21 protein-coding genes are annotated in these 20413 nt (G+C 41.1%); all 21 read right to left on the reverse strand.

Annotated elements, in window-relative coordinates:
* The 21 genes from L0P88_RS06020 to hemW all read right to left on the reverse strand — a co-directional run bounded on the left by L0P88_RS06020 (nt 1) and on the right by hemW (nt 20413).
* Nucleotides 1–1473, reverse strand: a complete 1473-nt coding sequence (locus L0P88_RS06020; protein WP_247133712.1) for an O-antigen ligase family protein — start codon at nt 1471–1473, stop codon at nt 1–3.
* On the reverse strand, nt 1470–2816 hold the full coding sequence (locus L0P88_RS06025) for an oligosaccharide flippase family protein (protein WP_247133713.1): 1347 nt from the start codon (nt 2814–2816) through the stop codon (nt 1470–1472). Before L0P88_RS06025 ends, L0P88_RS06020 begins: the two co-directional genes overlap by 4 nt.
* A complete protein-coding gene (locus L0P88_RS06030; protein WP_247133714.1) occupies nt 2816–5047 on the reverse strand; it encodes a GumC family protein in 2232 nt (743 codons plus the stop codon). The genes L0P88_RS06025 and L0P88_RS06030 overlap by 1 nt, the downstream gene beginning before the upstream one ends.
* Before the next feature lie 2 nt (nt 5048–5049).
* The gene (locus L0P88_RS06035; protein WP_247133715.1) at nt 5050–5790 is read right to left on the reverse strand and encodes a TolC family protein; all 741 of its coding nucleotides are present in this window, start codon (nt 5788–5790) and stop codon (nt 5050–5052) included.
* A 2-nt stretch (nt 5791–5792) separates the two neighbouring features.
* Nucleotides 5793–7022: a sugar transferase gene (locus L0P88_RS06040; protein ID WP_281499717.1), complete on the reverse strand. Its 1230-nt coding sequence runs from the start codon at nt 7020–7022 to the stop codon at nt 5793–5795.
* Nucleotides 7023–7024: 2 nt separating this feature from the next.
* The gene (locus tag L0P88_RS06045) at nt 7025–7390 is read right to left on the reverse strand and encodes a response regulator transcription factor (RefSeq protein ID WP_158776722.1); all 366 of its coding nucleotides are present in this window, start codon (nt 7388–7390) and stop codon (nt 7025–7027) included.
* A 194-nt stretch (nt 7391–7584) separates the two neighbouring features.
* A complete protein-coding gene (locus L0P88_RS06050) occupies nt 7585–8427 on the reverse strand; it encodes a glycosyltransferase family 2 protein (protein WP_247133716.1) in 843 nt (280 codons plus the stop codon).
* A 14-nt stretch (nt 8428–8441) separates the two neighbouring features.
* Nucleotides 8442–8744 (reverse strand): STAS domain-containing protein, encoded by a 303-nt coding sequence (locus L0P88_RS06055; RefSeq protein ID WP_247133717.1) that lies wholly within the window; start codon nt 8742–8744, stop codon nt 8442–8444.
* A gap of 31 nt (nt 8745–8775) precedes the next feature.
* Entirely contained in the window at nt 8776–9492 is a 717-nt protein-coding gene (locus L0P88_RS06060) for a LytR/AlgR family response regulator transcription factor (protein WP_247133718.1), read from the reverse strand.
* Nucleotide 9493: 1 nt separating this feature from the next.
* A complete protein-coding gene (locus L0P88_RS06065; protein ID WP_247133719.1) occupies nt 9494–9817 on the reverse strand; it encodes an Hpt domain-containing protein in 324 nt (107 codons plus the stop codon).
* Nucleotides 9817–10866 carry a sensor histidine kinase gene (locus L0P88_RS06070; RefSeq protein WP_247133720.1) on the reverse strand — a complete coding sequence of 350 codons (1050 nt, stop codon included), beginning with the start codon at nt 10864–10866 and terminating at the stop codon, nt 9817–9819. The genes L0P88_RS06065 and L0P88_RS06070 overlap by 1 nt, the downstream gene beginning before the upstream one ends.
* On the reverse strand, nt 10867–11994 hold the full coding sequence (locus L0P88_RS06075) for an FIST signal transduction protein (RefSeq protein ID WP_247133721.1): 1128 nt from the start codon (nt 11992–11994) through the stop codon (nt 10867–10869).
* 15 nt (nt 11995–12009) lie between these two features.
* Nucleotides 12010–14409: a PAS domain-containing sensor histidine kinase gene (locus tag L0P88_RS06080; protein ID WP_247133722.1), complete on the reverse strand. Its 2400-nt coding sequence runs from the start codon at nt 14407–14409 to the stop codon at nt 12010–12012.
* On the reverse strand, nt 14363–14905 hold the full coding sequence (locus tag L0P88_RS06085; protein ID WP_247133723.1) for a heme NO-binding domain-containing protein: 543 nt from the start codon (nt 14903–14905) through the stop codon (nt 14363–14365). The genes L0P88_RS06080 and L0P88_RS06085 overlap by 47 nt, the downstream gene beginning before the upstream one ends.
* A 77-nt stretch (nt 14906–14982) precedes the next feature.
* Complete coding sequence (locus L0P88_RS06090; protein ID WP_158776713.1) at nt 14983–15381, reverse strand: response regulator; 399 nt, start codon at nt 15379–15381, stop codon at nt 14983–14985.
* Between the two features lie 138 nt (nt 15382–15519).
* Nucleotides 15520–15873 (reverse strand): MmcQ/YjbR family DNA-binding protein, encoded by a 354-nt coding sequence (locus L0P88_RS06095; RefSeq protein WP_247133724.1) that lies wholly within the window; start codon nt 15871–15873, stop codon nt 15520–15522.
* Entirely contained in the window at nt 15870–16268 is a 399-nt protein-coding gene (locus L0P88_RS06100) for a Dabb family protein (RefSeq protein ID WP_247133725.1), read from the reverse strand. Before L0P88_RS06100 ends, L0P88_RS06095 begins: the two co-directional genes overlap by 4 nt.
* 4 nt (nt 16269–16272) lie before the next feature.
* Complete coding sequence (locus L0P88_RS06105; protein WP_247133726.1) at nt 16273–16896, reverse strand: DUF4230 domain-containing protein; 624 nt, start codon at nt 16894–16896, stop codon at nt 16273–16275.
* Nucleotides 16897–16942: 46 nt separating this feature from the next.
* Nucleotides 16943–17689, reverse strand: coding sequence for a cyclase family protein (locus L0P88_RS06110; RefSeq protein WP_247133727.1), 747 nt, complete (start codon nt 17687–17689; stop codon nt 16943–16945).
* A 317-nt stretch (nt 17690–18006) separates the two neighbouring features.
* Nucleotides 18007–19125 (reverse strand): DUF2855 family protein, encoded by a 1119-nt coding sequence (locus L0P88_RS06115; protein ID WP_247133728.1) that lies wholly within the window; start codon nt 19123–19125, stop codon nt 18007–18009.
* Nucleotides 19126–19279: 154 nt separating this feature from the next.
* Entirely contained in the window at nt 19280–20413 is a 1134-nt protein-coding gene (hemW, locus tag L0P88_RS06120) for a radical SAM family heme chaperone HemW (RefSeq protein WP_247133729.1), read from the reverse strand.

Consider the following 20413-nt stretch of genomic DNA (forward strand, 5'->3'; position numbering starts at 1 on the left):
CTATTTGATTACAGTTTCTTCCAACAATCCTTTTTCCTTTAAAATTTGCTTGTCCAACCTGGGTGCGATGAACATAAATACCATTCCCGTATACATTAAGATACATGTGGGAAATTGTCCAAAAACACCGTTTCCATAAGATGCCAACATAATGCCCGCCATCCCGCAGACCAATGCCGTAATTTGACCTTTGAGCCAATCATCCCGAATTTTATACATCACATTATACGCTCCTGTAACCAGGACAAAGAACAAAATGAACAGGTGCAGGTACAATCCCACAATCCCAGTGTCTGCCCAAACGGCCACAAACCAACTGTCCGTTGCCGTATTGGCCAAAAATGTATTGGGTGAAAAACGTTTCCCCCAGTTGCCCGTGGAACCAATTCCACCTCCAAGTGGCCGAGTAGCCAGGTATCCTTTTAATTTGGCCTGGTTGATCCTCCTCATTTCGAGCGAGGCATCATTTGGATCAAATGCCGTTCGCATTCGTCGAATTTGATCATTGTTGTTCCCTATTGTGGTGTACTTGAAAAAGACAAAGACACTAATGCCCGCAATGATTCCCAATACGATGCTCGGCATGTGTTTTCTAACCAAAATGAACATGACACCTCCCATTGCAGGAACGGCAATTGCCCCACGTGTTCCAGAAATCATCATTCCCCATAATCCTGCCATCGCCACGATTGCACAGAAAATTTGGAATTTTCTGTTTTTGGCAAATAGGGCCAATATTCCAAAGACCACACCCGTATGACCTTGCGAAGCACCAAATTGACCCGCATCGGAATAAAAAGAGAATATCCGTAGCTTCCCAAAAAGTACGTGGGTTACATCGCCCCCTGCGTCCAACCAAGCTTGCTCATAGGGGTCTACCCCAAAAATGAGCTGTTGCATTCCTTTAAGGGTCGCCAAAAAGGACAGGGTTCCCCAAATGATAAAGAATATCCTTAAATCGTTGGGCCTATTGAACAAGATGAACACCAGCGGTATAAAAAGCCACTGATATAAAGCCAATCCCCGCATGGCATAAAACCAGGCCGCAACACTTACCGCTTCTGGATTTACGATCTGTAATACCGCGTAACCAAACCATATGGACACCAGGAGCGTTAATTGCGAACTTGCCCTGTTCCAGGGAACTTTAACTTTAAATGCTTTAAAGAACAGTGCCAAATACATGAGCACCATCATCCCATCCATTAAAAGGCCCCAGGTCATTGGAATGTACCTGCCAATACCAAGGACAAAGAAATTGAAGATGAGAACCGTAATGATCCCTATTCTGGGATTGACAAACAAAGCCCCAACGTACACGGCCACCATTGGAAGTACGACTATGGCAATCGCGGCAACCAATCCCCTTGTTGCAGTAAGATGGGCCGTAATGATGACCACGGACAACAGCAGTAAAATGGGAATGGGCTTCCGCATTTTCTCTGCACCTGATGTCGTCAAAACCGGGTTCATGATGCCAAGTGTGTCTTAAGGTTTTTAAAAAATAAAAGGCTTTCCGAAAAAATATGGCGAATGTGAATCTCCAGTTCCTTCCGTAGGAAAAAGAAGCCCAGGAAAATTCCTATTAGGGTAAACAATACGGTTCCAACCGCAACGCCCACCAAGCTTTTGAACACAAAGACGGCAATTAAATCAAAAATGATATTGGCCAATGTCATCACAATGACCTTGTATAGATTATATTTAGGACGATTGAGGCTATCCAACAACACCCCCGTGAAACGGTCAACGGGCAAGAGCATGACATATAGGGTAAATACCCTGAATATTAAAGTCAACAGTTCCAATGAATCCAGGTATTCCGCCCCCCCTAAAATCAAAACCAGGTACTCCGCAAAAACAAAACCTAAAATCGCTATGGGAAAGAATAAAAAGGTAACCGCTCCGGAATACGTGTAAAATATTTTTCGCGCCCCTGTTTTATCGCCATCCAAACATTTTTTGGACATTCGTGGATAGGCCGTCATGGAGAAACTATGCAGGGGTATACCCAACAAATCCGTTAGTTTTAAAGGAATGGCATACATGGCTATTCCTGCCGAACCCAAAAATGGGCTCAATCCAATGATAAAAGTATCTGCGCTTTTTAATAGGCTGGAACTGATTAAGGTTCCCATAGAGTATTTTCCAAAGTTGACCAATTCCTTCTCCGTCTTTCTCCTTGCCATGGCCAAGTAGATCAGTCCGTCCCATTTTTTTAGGGTACACCAAAAACCGGAAATTAAGTTTACAACCAGATTTGCAATGATTATGGGAACCAACCCCAATTGTACGGTCAAATAGTTCACCAATAGAAAAAAGAGGAACAGCCCAACGTTGGACAACCTAACCCACATCATTCTCTGAAACTGTTGTTCCGCCTGGAAAAGGGCCATTGCATTGTTCCAGCTTAGGTTGGACAATGCCAGTAACGGATACCAAATAAGAAATAGGTCATACCCATTGTTAATTGAGGTCCCAAAACTTTCCTTTAGTATCCACAATCCCCAACAAACTATGGAAATCAATAGGAGTAGTACAAGATTGATCCTGAATGTGGAGCCCAATATTGTTTTTTGCCTGTTTTCATCCGCATTGGAAAGCGCGCGTACCGCCGCTGTTCTTGTAAGGCCAAACCTGAGCAAATCAACAAAGGTCGCCAAGGTGATAAACAAGACCCAATCCCCAAATTGCTCTTTCTCCAATTGGCGTGTGAGTAACATAAAGCTCAACAATCCGGCAAAAGCTACACTCACGTTGGACAGCAGTGAGGATAAATTCTTCTCCTTCCCTATTTTCTTGATCCTGGCCCACATTATGCAACAGAGGTTTTGTTGAAAAATCTGAACTGTACAATCTTCTTCACCCATCTTCGGATCAAGGAACGTTTTTTGGGAAGTTCGCCCAATACGGTCTCCATCTCCAATACTTTTACACCGTTGAGTATTATGGTGGGTTCCGGTCCGGTGGTCGCCTCATTGAACAAGGCCAATGCGTTTTTGTCGGCATCCCCCCAGGCGCGATTGGCCCGTGTCACCAAAAACGTATAATCCATTGTCGATGCCAATTTTACAGGGAAAGGATTCCTTATGATACCTGGTATTTCCAGGATGACAAAGTCAAACGATTTATAGCCCTCCACCACCTTATCTTCAGCAAATTCCTCGACCGTTGCTATTTTGTAGAGTTGGTCACTGATGTCGTATGTTATTTTTTGATAATCTTCCCCCGTAACCCCTATATCCGATTCATCATAGGTAACGTGCAGGGTTTTATAACCCAGTTCACACAGCTTGGCAATGAGGTGTCTACATACAAATGTTTTCCCTTCGCTTTGCTGTGTAGAAAACAACATGTTCACCACGGGCTTTTCTCCGTTCGATTTTTTAAACTGATTTAACAATACATTTCTTGAAATGGCATTGACCGCCTTGTTCTGGATGTAGTCATAGTCAATTTTTTTGTCCGTTAAATTGATGACCGGAAATATGGAAGAAACCTGTACGCCTATTTTATCCTCTGCCCTGGCAGCTGTTTTGATATTGCCATCCAAAAACTCCAAAATGAGAATGGTCATGGCCACGAGAAGGAAACCCACCATTCCCGCTGCTGCAACCAGCATCATGCGCTTACTGGGCTTGGGGTTTATAGGGTAATATGGAATCTCGGTCAGTTTTATATTGGATTTCAATTCCACGTTTTGTTGGCGTAGTTTTGCCAGTCCCAGACTATGTAAAAGGCTTAGATATTCCCTTTCCGCAATATCGATCTTCCTTTCCAGGCGCTTCATGGTGGCCCCCAGTGGGGAGAATTTCTGATAGAGTTCATCAAACTCCAAGCGCTTTTGTTCCATAACCTTTAACTGGGCCTTGAATCCTTCATAATCAATGGTATTTTGCAACCAATCCGAAAGCACACTGGTGGATGCAATGCTCTTATTATCATAATCCGTTTGGTAAAGTACATCTACTTGGTCCGCCAATTCCCGTTCCAATTGGGCAACCTCGTTCATCATTTTGGACACCTTTTGGGAGCTTTTTTCAATCTTGGTCGAATCCGTTTCAATCCCCAAGGTTTCCATTGAAATATTGAAATTGAGCTTGGAAAGCTGCTCCCTTAAATCCATAATGCTTGAGCTGGCAATTCTTTTCCTATCATGGGTTTCCAACTTGGATTCCAAATTTTCCAGGATGGCCCTTGCTGCATGGAATTTTCGGTAAACTTCAAAATATTTGATCTCGAACTCCTCCTTTTCAGCGGCAATGTGTTTGGTCTGTTCGTAGTAGTTAATAATGTTATGGGTACGGTTAAAATCCAACAATTCGTTTTCCGCACCCCTCAGATCCTCAGTTGAATTCTGTAGCTGCCTTTCAAAATACTTTACTACGGCATCGGATTGGTTGACTTTGATATCCGCATTCAGCTTCACAAATACATCACAAAGAATGAGCAAGGTGTTCTGGCAAATGGCAGCATCATCGGACTCATAGGCGATATCAACAAAATCACTGTTGGAAATCCTTCTGAGTCCGATCTTCCCGGTTATCTTTTCTATACTGTAGTCCGGATGGTCAAAGTTTAGAAGCCTGTAAATAAAATTGGAATAGTCGGAGTTTTTGAGTGTTTTGAAATTTTCATAGGTCTGTTCAATGTCCCCTTTTACTACAACTGATTTTACTTCCTCCGGCACGGTTTCCATCAACTCATTGAACTTCTTCCTTGAAATGATCTTTAAGTCGGCACTATCCTGTGCCATATGCTGTGCAAAAAGTTTAAGGCCTACCATTTCGATGGTTGTCCTGGCCTTGATAAGGTTTAAAAGGTTATCATAGGCCGTATTGGCGGCCCTAAAATCCACTTTGGTATTTTCCAGTTCAATAGTGGACCCGGAAGCGATTCCGGTGTAAATCCTTGCCTTGGAATTATAGACCTTGGGCTCATTTTTGGTAAGAAAAAAGACCAATGAGGCCAAAATGATGGGCATTACCACCAGAAGGCCAATATGTCTTAGTAACAGACGTACAAAAAAGAGCAGGTTAAACTTCATATTCAAATATCAAAATCTGCCCCTGTAATATGTTCCAGGGCCATTACCGCCGCAACAAAATCCGATCGTTGTAGTTCATAGTTCATGGATGCCTGGTTCAACATCTGCTGCAAGCGGGTGTACTCCGTTATATTTATAATTCCATTGGAAAACTCTTTTTCCGCGCGTATGGATTGTACCCTAAAGTTGTCCACTATGGAACTCGCCAAAAAGAACATTCGGTGTACTTTCAACAAGTCGTTGTAGAGCGTGACCACTTTTTGTTCCAATTCCATTTCGGCAACTTCCGTTTCGAACCTCGCCTTTTTGGCCTCGCCTTTTGCACTTAAAATTCGGGCCCTTCTATTGATAATGGCCGACAATGGAAGGCGTAAGGACACCCCTACCTGATACCTGCTCTGCTCGGTTGAAAAAAGCACTTGGCTTTGTGGATCCCCAGCGATTTGCTGGTTGCTGAGGTTATCGAAAATACCGTAGTTGTAACCGGCCTCCAGATTAATGTATTGTAGCCAGGCCCGTTGTTCAAAGGAAACGACACCATCCCGGTATTGCTGTTCGTTAAGGGTTACTTTTATAAATGGGGAATGCTCTTTTGCCATGGCAATGAGCGTATCCAAATGGGGCAGTTTTTTGCTAATGTCATTTTCCTTCAATCCATTTTCTATAAATTCATTGATGGATTGTGAAAATGAGTTCGTAGCAATCAATAAAATTGCCAAAATCAATTTTTCCCGAATCTTCATTCCTATACATTTTCCTTTTGGAAAACAGCCCTAAACGTTCTAAGTATTATCCACATATCAATTAAAAAAGCATACTTGCCATTGGCATACTCCACGTATTTCACATCCAACTGCTTTCGCTCTTCCGGTGACATCTTGGAGCTTCGCCCACGGGCCTCTACCTGCCATAGCCCTGTAATTCCGGCAGGACCATTAAAACGTTCCGTCCATTCGTCCGTGGTCAGCATTTCGGCTTCGTAAAGGGGCAACGGTCGGTTACCTACAATGGACATATCGCCTTTTAGCACATTGATCAACTGTGGCAGTTCATCAATACTCAACTTTCTGATGATCTTTCCTACTTTGGTGATCCTGGGGTCGTTATCAAACTTTACAAATGCACTTTCGTTACTTTTCTTACGTTTTTCATTATGGACTATTTCATCTACCTCAGTATCGTCACCAATGAGTTTGGTACCACCTTCCCTTACTTCCTCCACGATTGTTTCGTCCGTTTTTTCCCCATCCGTATCATGGACATATTGGTTGAGATGTTCAAACTCCTTCAACCGTTTGTCCGCATCCGGGTACATGGACCGTAGCTTAAGAAAATTAAAGATGCGGTACCCCGTACCTACCCTTTTGGAAATGTAGTATACCTTCCCTTTGGACTCCAACCTTATGGCCAGAATGACCAATAACAAAAAAGGGGAGGCCAGTAGCAGGACGGAACCGGCAAGGAGGATGTCAAAGGTCCTTTTCCAAAATCCAGTCCTATAGCGTTTGACTGGATGCTGTAAGGTTGAAATCTCCTGTGATCCAAGATTGTTCTTCAGTTCCTTTAAAAAACGTATGCGCTCAAAGACCTGCCCAAAACGTATGGGATGAACGAAAATGTCGTCAAAACCACGCTCCAGGGCCTTTAACTTTTCTTTTTTTGAAACCTTTTCACATAGAAGGACCATGGGTACTTTTCTGCTGGGGTCAAATACTTCAACCAAATATTCCTGAAACTCTGTTAGTTTTCCTTCGGAAAGTTCTTGTTCACATAATATGGCATCCACGGCTTTTTGGGTGTTGACCCATTTTCCTTCATGGAATTCACTCTGGTTGTGCAACCATTTTATGGCATTTTCCGTAGTGGCAACGGTAGTAATGACCACGTTTTCGGAAAAGCGATGAAATTCTTCACCGAACCTCTTGTTGGTCCCTATATAAAGTACCGAAGTCTCCTTCCTGGTAAGTACTTCCATTGTTATTGACGGATTAATAACTTATCTACCCGTATGAGCAGTTCTTCTGGATTAAAAGGTTTCACCATATAATCATCCGCCCCCAACCTCAGACATTCAATACGGTCGCTACTACTATCCCTGCAGCTTAAAACAATAATGGGTATATCTGAAAACATTCCGGTCTGCTTTACCCTTGTTATGAGTTCAAAACCGTCCATTTCTGGCATTTCAAGATCTGTTATGATAAGATCGGGCATATTTCCCGCTTGCAACCAATTAATGGCAGCAAGGCCATTTTCCACTGTTGTAACATTGTAGGATTGTCCCAAAAATTGGGCTACCAATTCGCTCAATGATTGTTTATCATCAACTACCAGTATTTTCATAATCGTAAGATTTGTAGTATTAATTTTATAGAAAAGTAGGATTTATATTACTTTTAATAAATTCATTGTTGTCAAACCCAAACAATGTGTTGTAAGTCAGTTTAAACTGTGTGTTACCTACTTGAAATAGAACGTACTAAACGCCTGCACGATTTAGAGGTCCAAAAAGTGGGACATCCCATAAAAAAAGCCCTTTAGGGGGCTTTTTCCAATTCAAGTTCGGCTATTGTAGTATTGATTCCCTCATCCTTAATAAGAAAACGTTCATTACAAAACGGAAAGGGTTTTCCAGGTTCCCTTGGAGGCGGTAAGGCCGTATAAATGGTAACGGGAACATATTTGAATTTGCCCAGATTGTTCAAATAAATGGCCAGTATACCATCATCACAACCGGAAACCACTTTAAGGTCGGTATTGTATCCTATGGGTAAAATTGCCTCCCTGCGTATGGCCATGGCCACTGCCCTCACATACTTGATCCTATTCATAAATCCCTGGGACAATTTCCAACTGAAGTAATTTACCTTTAACCAATTGCGGATTTGCATTTTTCTGGTCAATTGGAAGTCCCTACCGTAACTTTTTGAAATGGAATAGCACATGACCAAATCGGGGTCTTTAAAGAATGGCAATACCATTTTATCAATGTAGTATGGATCGTAAATGGAGTCCGGATCCATTGTACAGATGACCTGTCCTTTGGCAGTTTCCAATCCTTTTTGCCTGGCGTGTGTTATCCCTTGACGCTCTTCCTTCACCACATTGGCCCCCAATTTCCTTAAAATATCCAGGGTTTCCACATCGGCGTTGTTGTCCACAAAAATGACCTCATACGGTATAATCGTCCTTAGATGGACCAATGAAAAAATATGGGCAATCAAACTCTGTTTTGCCTTAAAAACCGGTATCACCAGACTGGCAATGGGCATTTTTACATGGGACAAAAGTTCAAAGTATAGCACCAGTTTCCTTAAATCGTCCATTTCCAGTTGATCTGGTGTTTTGTCCGCATACTTTTTGTAATCCGTAATATGCATAATGCTCAAATTGATTAGACCCTATCGGTACTTAAAATATAATCTGTGTTGGTAGCTTCCATTATTTTGGAGATTTCCTTATTCTGTCTCCCTATGATGGAAACCACTTTTTTATTGGACGGCGCTTCCTTATAGAGGGCTTCGAACAGGTGTGCGGCACTTGAATCCATTTCAACCACCTTTTCAATACTTATCACAATGCTGTCATTTTGCTCCAATACCGAGTCAAAATATGCCCTGAGCACATTTACGTTTTGGGAAGTGACCCTCCCAATGACCTCAAAAAAACCTCGATTTTCCTTTATTTCCAATGCCATTGCACTCAGTTTTAATGGTTTTCCTTTAGTTTTAGAGCAAATTCAGCCGTTGCATTAAATTGGGTCTCTGGGACCTGCTTATTGGAATTACATTGCGTTCTATTAAAACACTATTATCCTGTATATCAATGATTTTTGTAAAATTGATGATATAGGAACGATGGATTTGCATGAAGAGTGATTCCGGTAATTTTTCCTTTATTTTCTTTAAGGTGGAGTGTACCCTATGTGTGGTTTCCACTGTTTTTATTTCGATGTAATCCCCTTTCGCTTCAATAAGCAAAATATCACCTAGTTTTAATTTTATCAGCCTTCTATCGATGTTGATGTACAAATCCTCCTCTTTTCGCCCCTCCAGGGTGTGGGCGCGATCACCAGAGCTTGCCAAAGCCGGGGCAAAGGCACTTTTTAACCTACCGATGGTCTTTTGAAAGCGTTGGTGGGTTATGGGTTTGATCAGATAATCCACAATAAAATCGTATTCAAATGCTTCAATGGCAAATTCTTTGTCCGAAGTTGTAAATACCACTTTAGGCGGATTTTTTAAGGTTCGAATAAAATCTATACCGGTCAACAAAGGCATATGAATATCCAAGAAGATGACATCTATCTCATTTTGATTGAGATATTTAAGGGCTTCCAGCGCATTCGGAAATTGTGCAACCACCTCAAAATCAGGAAGATTCCCACAAAGCTCTTCCATGATGGCCCTTGCCGTTGCCTCGTCGTCTACAATTATGCATTTCACCTTATTCCATTTTTACAATAAACTCTTGTACTGTGTCCAACACGCTTTCAAAATCCTCTTTTAAAGCGGTATTACCAATCTTAAGGTCCTCTTCGTATTTTATGGCAATCTTATACGCATTGTTCAAACCCAATATCCCAAACTTGTGTTTTATCTTGTGGACCACTTTTGCAGATTCCTCCAGTTGTCCCCCTTTAAGAAGATTGCAATAATCTTCTTTCTCCTTTGGAAATTCAACCTGAATAATGGACAGGAACTTCTTTTCGAACTCCTCATTTCCCCCGGAAATCTCCTTAATGTAATCTAGGTTTGGTATTTCTGCCATTATGTTTTCGTTTTTATTGTAAAATAAAATGTCGTGCCCATTCCCTCTTCGGACGAGAGCCAAATGTCCCCTTTATAATAATTGATGATCTTTTTGACCAAAGCAAGGCCAATCCCGGTAGCATTGGAATCGTTTTCCAATTTCTTGAACATATCAAAAATACCGGTCTGAAGATGTTTGGGTATGCCTTTTCCATTGTCTGCAATACAGAACAACCACTTATCTTCCTGTTCCCTGGCCTCAATGGTAACCAAGCCTGTTTTATTGTTCTCTGTGGCCGTTACCGCATTGTCCAGGATATTTGTGAACAACTGTTCAATACGGTACTTTCCGGTGTACAATGTGGGTAAGGTGCCTTTAATTTTCACCTTTACGTTGTCCGGAACATAGATGGTACGCTCAATTTCCCGGACCAGTTTATTCAGATCCACATCCTTTATCTTTTCCTCGACCGCGTCTATGGTGGCGTGTTTTAGGATGCCATCAATTAAACTATCCATCTTCCTTAAGTTCTGGAAGATCAAATCAAAATTGTTCTTACACCCTTTTTTGAAATCATCGCAACTATCTTCATAGACCCAGGTCACCAAGGAATGGATATTCCTTATGGGGGATTTTAAATCGTGTGAAACCATATGGGCATAGTTGTTCAATGAATCGTTTTGTTGTTCCAAACTTTTTAAGAGCACATCTTTTTCCGCGGTCATCTCAATGATCTTTAAAGTCTGGTTTTCAATATTTTCCACCAGCCCCTGTGGATCAAATCCCCATTCACCATCTGTAGGAACGGCTTTGCTCTCCATAAGGGCCACCGCCTTACTGAGCGTCTCCAATACTTTTCGCTGACTCTCCGTTTCCCTATTGAGACGTGTATTGGCCTCATAAAGCTCCTGGGAGCTTAGAGAGGTTGCCCGCTGGATCATAGACAATTTGTCATCAAAATCACTGTATGATTTATCTACGGCTTCAAAGAATTGCTCCATATTTGGGCATTCCTGAAGCTCTTCCGGGAAAAATTTCTTTATTTGGCGTTTCAGCAATGAATGCATCTATTCACTCATTAGGGTTAATGTCATGGTTTGATTGTGCAAGAGGCATTCGTTTTTTCCAGCAAAAGGGGCCATTTCCCCATAGGAGTAGAATCCTGTGATTTTTGCCTGCTCTCCAACAACATCCATTACTTCTTCTATTTCCTCTTCGGTCCTACCGGCCAAGACCAGTTTTCTACCTACACAACTGACCAAAATGGCAAGCTCTGGCGTAGATTTCCTATTCTTCATCGCCAATTCGGCAGCATTGGACGCTCCTTCGGTAATGTCCGCCATCGTACACATCATTAACTGAACTTTGGAGTTGACCGGTACGTCCCCTGCCAAAATCATGGAATTGGCTTCTTCATCAATATTTAAAATGGTACGGACCAAAGGTTCGGCGTCCTCCGTTTGTTGTACGGTAAGGGGATATAATAATGCGGCCTGGGGCAGCTGATCGGCTTTATCTCCCAAATAGGTCTTATAAAGGTCCAATGCCGGCTTGTGGTCAATCTCATACAGCACATTGCCAACGGATTTTGTAATGGTCCTTTCGGGACCAAAGGGCGTCCACCCACCGTAGTTGGCATATGATATTTCCAAACTGTCCCCATAGAAGCCAATGGCGACGACCTCCCCTTGTTTTGGGGATTCGTTGTACGAGGTAAGTGTCTTTTCGAACCTTGCCCCATCACCGCATAGTCCGCCGGTTATGGTAGCTTTGAACTCCTTATCGGCTTCCAATCCTTCAATAAGTCCACTTCCGTTTACAAAACTGCCATCGGAAACAATGAAAACATGACGCAGATCGGTTTTGTTTAACTGGGCGGCTATTGCCTTGCCCATTTTCTCAATGTCCACAAAATTGGAAACGTTTTCCCTTACAATTTGAAATGTTGTCCGTTCAAATTCAATTGCCGTTAATGTGACCGTTTCCTCAAATACATGGGTTTCCATAATTTCTCCCGAGGTAGAACCAAAAACAAGTTCCCCATCTGGATAAATCTCCCTTACTTCATCATAGATGGAATCTGATTCCAAGATAAACCTGTCCCCAAAAATGAGGACCAAAGGCTTGACCAGTGTATTGGATTGAAGAAATTCCCATTTCCCTTCTTTGTTTCTTTTAGCTTGGTTAATCTTCATAAATTTTGTTTTGTATTACTTTTTTATGGTGAAATGGAATGTTGTACCCACCCCTATTTCACTTTCCAACCATACTTTACCGCGATATCTATCCACAATTTTTTTGACTATGGAAAGTCCAATTCCCGTGGACCGCTCATTATTTCCTATGGATTGGAAAATCTTAAATATTTTTTCATGGTATTCCTTTGGAATTCCTACCCCATTGTCCTTTATACTGAACTCCCAATGTGTAGTGGTTTCTTTGCTTGCAATCTCCACAATCCCCACCTTTTTTTCAATATTGACCACAGCATTGCTCAAGAAGTTTTGGAAGAGCTGATGGATCTTCACCTTGTCCGCCTGAATTACAGGCAGTGTATTGGCCACCTTAATGGAAACGTGATCGGGTATATAAATAATTTCCCCTATTTCCCTCACCACTTGGTTGACGTCCACGTCCGTGTTATCCAAGGTATCACTGTTTACCGTGGAATATTTTAGGATGCCATCTATTAACTTGTCCATTCCCTCAACCTTCTCCATCATCATCTGCAGATTGTACTTGCCGTTTTCATCCAAAACATCATTGTAATCGTCATAAAGCCATGTTGCCAATGCCGTTACACTTCGCAATGGGGATTTTAGGTCATGGGACACAATATGGGCATATTCCTGTAATCCTTGGTTGCTTTCCTCCAACTCGTTCACCAGGTTTTGCTTCTGCAATTCCAATTCCTTTTGTTTGGTAATATCCAAATGCACTCCAATAGAACCCACAATTTTACCTGCTTCATCGTATCGGGGGGCACCACTGATCAACCAATGTTTCTTTTCTCCGTTGTTCAGGGTAATTTCAACCTCATAAGAGTCCGATTGGTCTTTTTTACGTTTTTCAAATTGCCCATTTACTTTATCCAGGTTCTCTTCATCCAAATTCATGAACTCCAGTACATTTTGGCCAAAGAGTTCCTCTTGGGGCACACCAATCATTTCCGAGTACCTGTGGTTGGCCATCAGGATCGTCCGGTCCCCATCAATCTCCACCAATCCCAAATTCATATTGGCAATGATACTGCTGTACTTTTCCTTCTGGATCTCCAGGTTCTTGCGATAGTTTTTTCTTAGTGTAACATCATTGTAGGTCCACAAATGGCCTTTGTAGATATCATCAATGAACAATGGGATATAATCCCGTTCAAAGGTCCTGCCATCAATAAGTTCCAGCTCGTCCGAAAGGACCAACTCCTTCTTTTTGAAAATGTAATTCGTCCTTTTTATGAGATGCTCCGGATCAACAAACAAGTGTTTATACTTGTCAAGTGCCTTTTTACAATCAACACCGGAAAGCTTTTCCGGTGCAATGGGTATTTGAAAAAGATCACAGAATTTTTGGTTGGCCAAAACCATTTTCCTGTTTTCATCTTCCAACAACACCCCCGTTTGAAGATTGGTGATCAAAGTGGACAAACGTTCCTCCGAGGCCTTTATCAATTCTTCGGAAATCTTATCATTGGTAATGTCCTCCACCATAGCCACCTTGTAATCGATCTCGCCTTTGTGGTTCCGTACCGTACTTACGGAGGTTTTTCCCCAAATGGACTTTCCGTTTTTTTTATGAAACTTGCGTACAATGGAAAACTTGTCGGTTCCTACCGTTTTATTGTTTTTGAGGATGTCTTCATAAAGGCTTACGTCCTCAATGGTAGATATATCATCTATGGACATTTTTTTGAGCTCCAACTCAGAATACCCCAGGAGTTCCACAAATGTTTTATTGGCCTTGACGATTTTCCCATTTACCACCAAAACAATCCCCAGGGAAGAATTCTCAACAATAATGTCCTGCTGCTTTTTTTGACTCTCCAGCAGCTCTTTTATTTGGACTTCCTTGGTAATATCCCTAATAATGCCCTGTGCCGCAATTGGTGAACCATCTTCGTCATAAATAAGGCTAGCGTTGATGTTTACGGATTTCTCGACATTCTTTTTGGTGTATATTTTTGCGTTGTAGTTTTTTAAAACACCTACCTGTAGTAAGGTTTTAAAAGACTCTGCGGTGTACTGTTCATAATCCTTATGGACCAAACCAATAAGGTGAACGTCCTGTTTGGTATGATCAAACCCCAAAAATTCCTTTGCACTGGTATTCATATTAATGACCCGTGTACTTAGATCCATGACAACATAGGGGTCAATAATGTTTACAAAAGCACTGTCTATCTTGGAATCTTTTTTATTGAGCAAGGATTCCAATCTACCATTGGCTTCCCTTAGATGCAGGGATGCATCATAAAGTTCCTTGGATTTGTTTTCCAACAGCTGCTCGGCCTGTTTTCGGGCCCGCTTTTCCCGATTAAGTGCCCTTTGCAAAAGGGCTATTTCCGAGCTATCCTTGTTGGACAACGACAAACTTGACTTCTGTTCCTTGCTCATTTAATAATTTCATTTCTACATTTACTTCTTTCTGGAAATGGTCAAAAGTCTTTTTGATAAGACCATGCGCCAAAGCATAGAGCCCTCTGGAAGAACTATAGATCATTGTCAATGAATGGTCCAACCGTTCAAGTATTCTAAATGATGGCAATTCTGCATCCGGATACAGTTTCTTCACTTGTACGTGAATATGGTCTTCTATGGAATAAAGTAAGCTTAATGGATCCTTATAACTGCTCACAACATCGGGATGTGCCTTTGCAAGACTATCAAAAAGGTACAGTCCAAATGTGTACAACAGGTCGTTGATGGAAATTTTAGTGATGGTACTCAACTGATCGACAAGTTGAAGCATCTCTGAAAACTCATACGTCCCAACAGCCGTGTAGGCTCCCCCAGAAGGTAAATCAGAGTTCTCTATGATGGCATCTACCGTTTCAAGCCCAAAGTTGGACTCCACCATTTCCAAGAACTCGGCAAAAACAATTCCTTTCACAATAACGAATATTATGAAATAAAAGTAGGAATTGGACTACTTTGTTAAAAAAGAATGTTGTGAAATGCGGTTTTTTGTTAGGCTTTTATCAATTCACTTATTTCCCAATAATCAAACACTTTTTTAATTTTTGACTCGTAATCCTCATATTTTAAGGGCTTTATAATGTAACCGGCAATCCCAATGCGGAAACATTCCAATAAATCCGCCCTATTTTCCGATGTGGTCAAAATCACGGTAGGCAAATATTTAAGACGGTCATCGGATTTTAAAATGGTCAAAAATTCAATGCCACTCATTCTGGGCATATTTAGGTCCAAGAAAATAATATCCGGCAAGTCCCCACCTTTCAAAATTTCAAGGGCCTCTTCTCCATTTTTAGCTTCAATAATGGTGTGTTTGTATTGAAACTTTGAAATTGCCCGTTGCAATTTCATGGATTCTATCATATCATCTTCTATAAATAATACTTTCACGAGTTGACATATTTGTACGTTACAAACTTCTTACAAAATGAACCAATTCTTGGCCCTTGGGGGATAATTTGTTAGTTATCATCGGCGAATGGTCTAAAAGTATAGATGAAATTAGTAATTTTTTTCTTACAACGTCATTTAGTATCCCAGTTGCTCCCGAGTTCGCTTGGGAAGTTTTGAAACCACCAAGTTGTAGGAGTCGTCTATAAGTTCCTTTAAAAATAGGGGTGGCAATTGATCTAAATAGAGGGTATTCCAATGTTTTTTGCTCATGTGGTAGCCTGGGATTATAATACCATCATATTCCTCCCTTAATGTCAAGGCCCTTTCCGGGTCGCATTTTAAGTTTACCTGGGAGGGCAAACGCTCCAAGGCCACCAGCGCGAACATTTTTCCCATTACCTTGAACACCAAGGTATGTTCATCAAAGGGAAAACTTTCGGTTACCCCTTTCTTGGAAATGCAATATTCCCTTAACTGTTCAATATTCACTGTGGTATGCCCTTAGCGTCGTATACGATTACTTTTTCCCAAAGGTCCTTACATTCCTCAATAAAGGTAAGATGTGCTTCTTCCTTTTGATAACCCTCCTGTGCTTTGGCAGATTCAAAAGTAACGATTAGGTTATAGGTAAATGAATCGTCCACTACCTCCCTGACCGCTTTGGGTGGTCTTCCAATAAAGTTGGTCTTGGCGAATTTTGAGTTATCCAAAAACTTTCGAAGTGATTTTTCAAAGGTCGCCCTATGGGACGGATTATCCGGATCTTTAAGCCAGATATAGACCACATGTGCAAATTCGGAATCAAATTCCAGTATGGTCGATTTTTGGGCGACCACCACCAACGGCAAAAAAAGCAATGCCAACGCTACTATTGTTTTTTTCATCAATTTAACTTTCTAAAAACTGTTTTTCCCTATTTGATAGTTCCAAAGCGGAATAATCCAATTTCCAACCAATGGTCTCCACAATCTTCTCAATGATCAATACAGCCTCCAGTGCTTCCTTCTTTGCTGTTTCCAAAAGACCACTCTCTGGAATTTTCTCCCGAATATGTTCCTTGGCCTTGGCATTTAAATCGGTCAGGTCTTCCGAAGAAAAGGAATTGAACAAACCATTTTTAATATCATAGAACTGAATGTCCGGTTCAATGGACAATACCTCGGGTTCGGGGAATTCTGAGAGGATAATCCTTTTTTTATCCAGGTCGGCCTTCAAAAGTAATTTTTTAAGATCATATCCCACCTGTGCTTTGGCATTGATGACCACAAGGGCTTTCTTCTTACTGCTGAGGACCTTCATAAAACCTTCCTTGATATTCTCATAGCTATAAATCTCAGCGAAATCCCCTTCTACCGAAACCAGTTTACAGACACTTTTGATCTTATCCAAAATTACGGTGGATTGGTGTTGAACAAGCTCCTTTCTCCTTTTTTGGTTGAAAAGGCCATACACCCAATACGTGAGTACCACACCCAATAACAGTCCTAAAATTGCCTCAATAAAACCATCCATTGCTTAAATATAAACAAAGTACCCATTTTGGGTTCATATTGTGTTTTTAGACCGGGCCATATAACAGGGGCCTACTGGGGCTTGCATCATTTTCAAAAGGGGCCACCTGCAGGTTAAGAAGGTATCTACCGTCCTCGATACTATTGTCCACATATACGAATTCCGTAATGGTAGCCTTAAACCGAATGTCCCCGTCCAAATTCCAAAATGTCTTATGGGCCTTGAGAAAACCTCCATCCTTCTCCCTATCCACCGAAGGCAAATCCACCAACAAATGTTCCACCCCCTTATCCCTTAAATACCTAATGGCCTCTTCCAAAAAATAGGGGGGATTGGTATTGGAATACTGTCTATTGTATTTTTCAGTGGTATTGGGCAATGTCCTAATAACGACGGCTTCCCTTTTTTTGGCACCCAACGCATACTGTAATTGCTTCTTGGAAATCACAAAATCCATTCCTTGTTTCTCCGGGGCAACCGTAATCAGTTCCGTCCAGAAAAAGTAGTTTTTTAGATGGTCATTTATCGAGTGGACATTTTTGGTAATATGCCCCACACATTCCGTATGCGTAACATGGGCGTGTGGATTAAAGTGGATATCATTAAAATTTACGCTCCCCCCTTCCTTTACACTTCCCACAAATCCTTCTTCCTTATGTGGCCCTATGGTGGGTGGGGCAACATACCACGCATTGACGTTGGATATACCTCCACGTAAGGGGATGGATATATCCAAAGGCTTGGACAAGTCCACTTTTAACGTCTGGGATTTGTACTTGACGGAAGCTATCATTAATGCTGAACTTGATTCAGTATCCAAACTACTCAAATTATATCGATATTCAAATAAACCACTATGGATTTGAAATTCATGGTTTTAAACAAAAGAATAAGATCTATTACAAGCCGATACATTGTCATTCCTGCGCAGGCAGAAATCCATTCGAACGGGAATTATTGTGGATTCCGCATCAAGTGCGGAATGACAGAACCGTTTGAAAAAAGGGTTATGGAAACTAAAACAAATACATTCGTATTCAAGGGTTTGACATTTCAATTTAATGATAGTATAAATCAGGATTCATTTCTTTCATCAAGTCCTACTTTCACCTATAATCTTTTATTCATCCTATTTAAACTCACGATGTTGCCATACTTGGGGTCAATTTTCCCGTTCAACATATCCGAATATAATTTTTCCAATTCCTGAACCCCAATGTGTTCTTTAATGGAAATTGTTGATTGAACAACCTCCATAAATTGTAGCCAAGCTATCCCAATTTTTTGCTGAAATCCTGATACCCCCCACTCTTCCCGACGTTTTTCTGCGTGTGTGGGAGCAAAGAAAAATTCCCCCTTTTCGGGAAGTGGGTTTTCACCTTCTAGATTTTGCCAATCAACAAGCCCCACCAGACAATTATATACCAAATTTTTGTTCAAAAACCTTTGTAACTGGAATTGGGTGTTATGGTTTCCCGAAAAGTCTATCACAACGAATTTTTCATTGGAATTCAATTGCGCAATCGAATCATAGCTCATGACTTGATCATACCACTCCAATTGTCCCACAAATTCCATATTCCTTTTTGAAGTAAGTCCTAAAAGATTCCAATTCAAAGCATTTTTCTTTTTACGAAATGCCAATAGACAGGCCAATGCTTGAGCCGTTTTACTGGATGCGCTTGTAATTAGTATTTGAGAAGTTTTATAGAAATTCTGTTCTGCTAAATGAGCATCAATCAAAAAGGACGTGACAAACAATGGACGAAATATGGAAATTAACTTTTCGGTTTCTGGAGTGAATGTAGGGTCCTGTTCCGTATTCACATAAAAATTATAGATTGATGGGAGCGCCTGTCTGTGTTTAGTATTATCCACAAAACCTTTACTACCAACATTGTTAACGGTAACCAATAAGTGAGAACTCATGGGGTAATATCCATAAAATCGTTGACCTACTTGTACATCCGGATGATTGGAAATAACTACATTAGCCAACCCCCAAACTGGAATGATTCCGTAACTGGATTGCGTTGGAAAAAATTTCCAATAGTTCATTTGTTTCCCCACTACACCATAGGTGATGTTATTGGAAGTAAATGAAAATTGATCAATCTCTAAAAGTACCTGATTTGGCAATAGTTTCCCAGAATACGTTTTTTCTACAACCTTGACTCGTCGGAAATCATCAATTTTCACCGTAAAGTCCAATGCATTTATAGTTGCCACGCTGAAATAGGTTTTGCTAAATATAAAAAGTACAACTCTGATTATTAACTGCAAGTCGTTCACCTGCACATCGGGCATAAATATTGATCATAACCAAGTATATAAAATTAGCCTTTGTTCATATTTATGATTCAATCTATATTCTTAGGTAAGTTCAAGACAAGTTAACCATAAACAAATCGCTTGCGATCCCATCTGCCAAGAACTTTCCTTTTTTTGTGGTCAAGAGTACATCACCATCCCAAAACAAAAGATGTTCAGCAATATATTTTGCCGCCTGTTGCCCAAGATATTGTTCATAGGTTGGTCCAAATTCCTTCCTTACCTTTTGCAAGGAAACCCCCCAAATGGTTCTAAGCCCAGTCATCACGTATTCGTTATACCTGTCGCGAACACTTAACACCTCATGTTCAATGGGCACTTGGTTTTCTTCCAGGGCCTTGATGTATTTTGAATTGTTCCTAACATTCCACCCCCTCCTCTTTCCATCAAAGGAATGGGCCGAAGGTCCTATCCCTATATAGTGCTTTCCCTTCCAATAGGCCGTATTGTTGTGTGAAAAAAAACCAGGCTTTCCAAAATTCGAAATTTCATAATTGATGTATCCTTTTGCCTCCAAGCAGCCTACAAGCATATGAAACTGACGTTGTGCCTGCCCATCATCCACATCAGGCACTTTTCCCTCTTTAATAAAATGCTCCAAAGCTGTTCTGGGTTCAACGGTTAGAGCATAGGCCGAAATATGCGGAACACCATGGGATAATGCCCTCGTCATATTCCTTTCCCACCGTTTTTCATCCATTCCCGGAATTCCATAAATCAAGTCGATGGATATATTATCAAAAAAGACCATTGCTTCTTCCAGGCAAACGAAAGCTTCTTTGGCATTATGTGCCCGGTTCATAAGTGTTAGGTCGATATCAAAAAAAGACTGTATCCCAATACTTAGACGATTGATCGGAGTTTGGGATAACCGAAGAATTTGATTTTTGGGCAGATCATCTGGATTCGCCTCTAAGGTAACCTCCGGGTTATCGCTCACTTTATAGTGGGCATAAACCGTATCCAGTAGTCCTTCTATTTCATGGGGTTCTAAAATTGAGGGAGTGCCCCCACCAAAATAAATGGTTTCAATGCTTTCATCGTTCAGTTCCGCTTTTCGCAATACCAGCTCTTTTTGCAGGGCCAAAAGCATTTTATTTTTCTTCTTCAGGCTTGTTGAAAAATGAAAATCGCAGTAATGGCACGCTTGTTTGCAAAAGGGTACATGGATGTAGATGCCGGCCAT

It is taken from the genome of Muricauda sp. SCSIO 64092, from assembly GCF_023016285.1.
In the GTDB taxonomy this organism is placed as follows: Bacteria; Bacteroidota; Bacteroidia; order Flavobacteriales; family Flavobacteriaceae; genus Croceivirga.

Bases quoted from the DNA above. Each gene is read 5' to 3' on its own strand.
- L0P88_RS06020 (WP_247133712.1), bottom strand. From the start codon at position 1,473: ATGAACCCGGTTTTGACGACATCAGGTGCAGAGAAAATGCGGAAGCCC.
- L0P88_RS06025 (WP_247133713.1), bottom strand. From the start codon at position 2,816: ATGTGGGCCAGGATCAAGAAAATAGGGAAGGAGAAGAATTTATCCTCA.
- L0P88_RS06030 (WP_247133714.1), bottom strand. From the start codon at position 5,047: ATGAAGTTTAACCTGCTCTTTTTTGTACGTCTGTTACTAAGACATATT.
- L0P88_RS06035 (WP_247133715.1), bottom strand. From the start codon at position 5,790: ATGAAGATTCGGGAAAAATTGATTTTGGCAATTTTATTGATTGCTACG.
- L0P88_RS06040 (WP_281499717.1), bottom strand. From the start codon at position 7,022: ATGGAAGTACTTACCAGGAAGGAGACTTCGGTACTTTATATAGGGACC.
- L0P88_RS06045 (WP_158776722.1), bottom strand. From the start codon at position 7,390: ATGAAAATACTGGTAGTTGATGATAAACAATCATTGAGCGAATTGGTA.
- L0P88_RS06050 (WP_247133716.1), bottom strand. From the start codon at position 8,427: ATGCATATTACGGATTACAAAAAGTATGCGGACAAAACACCAGATCAA.
- L0P88_RS06055 (WP_247133717.1), bottom strand. From the start codon at position 8,744: ATGGCATTGGAAATAAAGGAAAATCGAGGTTTTTTTGAGGTCATTGGG.
- L0P88_RS06065 (WP_247133719.1), bottom strand. From the start codon at position 9,817: ATGGCAGAAATACCAAACCTAGATTACATTAAGGAGATTTCCGGGGGA.
- L0P88_RS06070 (WP_247133720.1), bottom strand. From the start codon at position 10,866: ATGCATTCATTGCTGAAACGCCAAATAAAGAAATTTTTCCCGGAAGAG.
- L0P88_RS06075 (WP_247133721.1), bottom strand. From the start codon at position 11,994: ATGAAGATTAACCAAGCTAAAAGAAACAAAGAAGGGAAATGGGAATTT.
- L0P88_RS06080 (WP_247133722.1), bottom strand. From the start codon at position 14,409: ATGAGCAAGGAACAGAAGTCAAGTTTGTCGTTGTCCAACAAGGATAGC.
- L0P88_RS06100 (WP_247133725.1), bottom strand. From the start codon at position 16,268: ATGAAAAAAACAATAGTAGCGTTGGCATTGCTTTTTTTGCCGTTGGTG.
- L0P88_RS06105 (WP_247133726.1), bottom strand. From the start codon at position 16,896: ATGGATGGTTTTATTGAGGCAATTTTAGGACTGTTATTGGGTGTGGTA.
- L0P88_RS06110 (WP_247133727.1), bottom strand. From the start codon at position 17,689: ATGATAGCTTCCGTCAAGTACAAATCCCAGACGTTAAAAGTGGACTTG.
- hemW (WP_247133729.1), bottom strand. From the start codon at position 20,413: ATGGCCGGCATCTACATCCATGTACCCTTTTGCAAACAAGCGTGCCAT.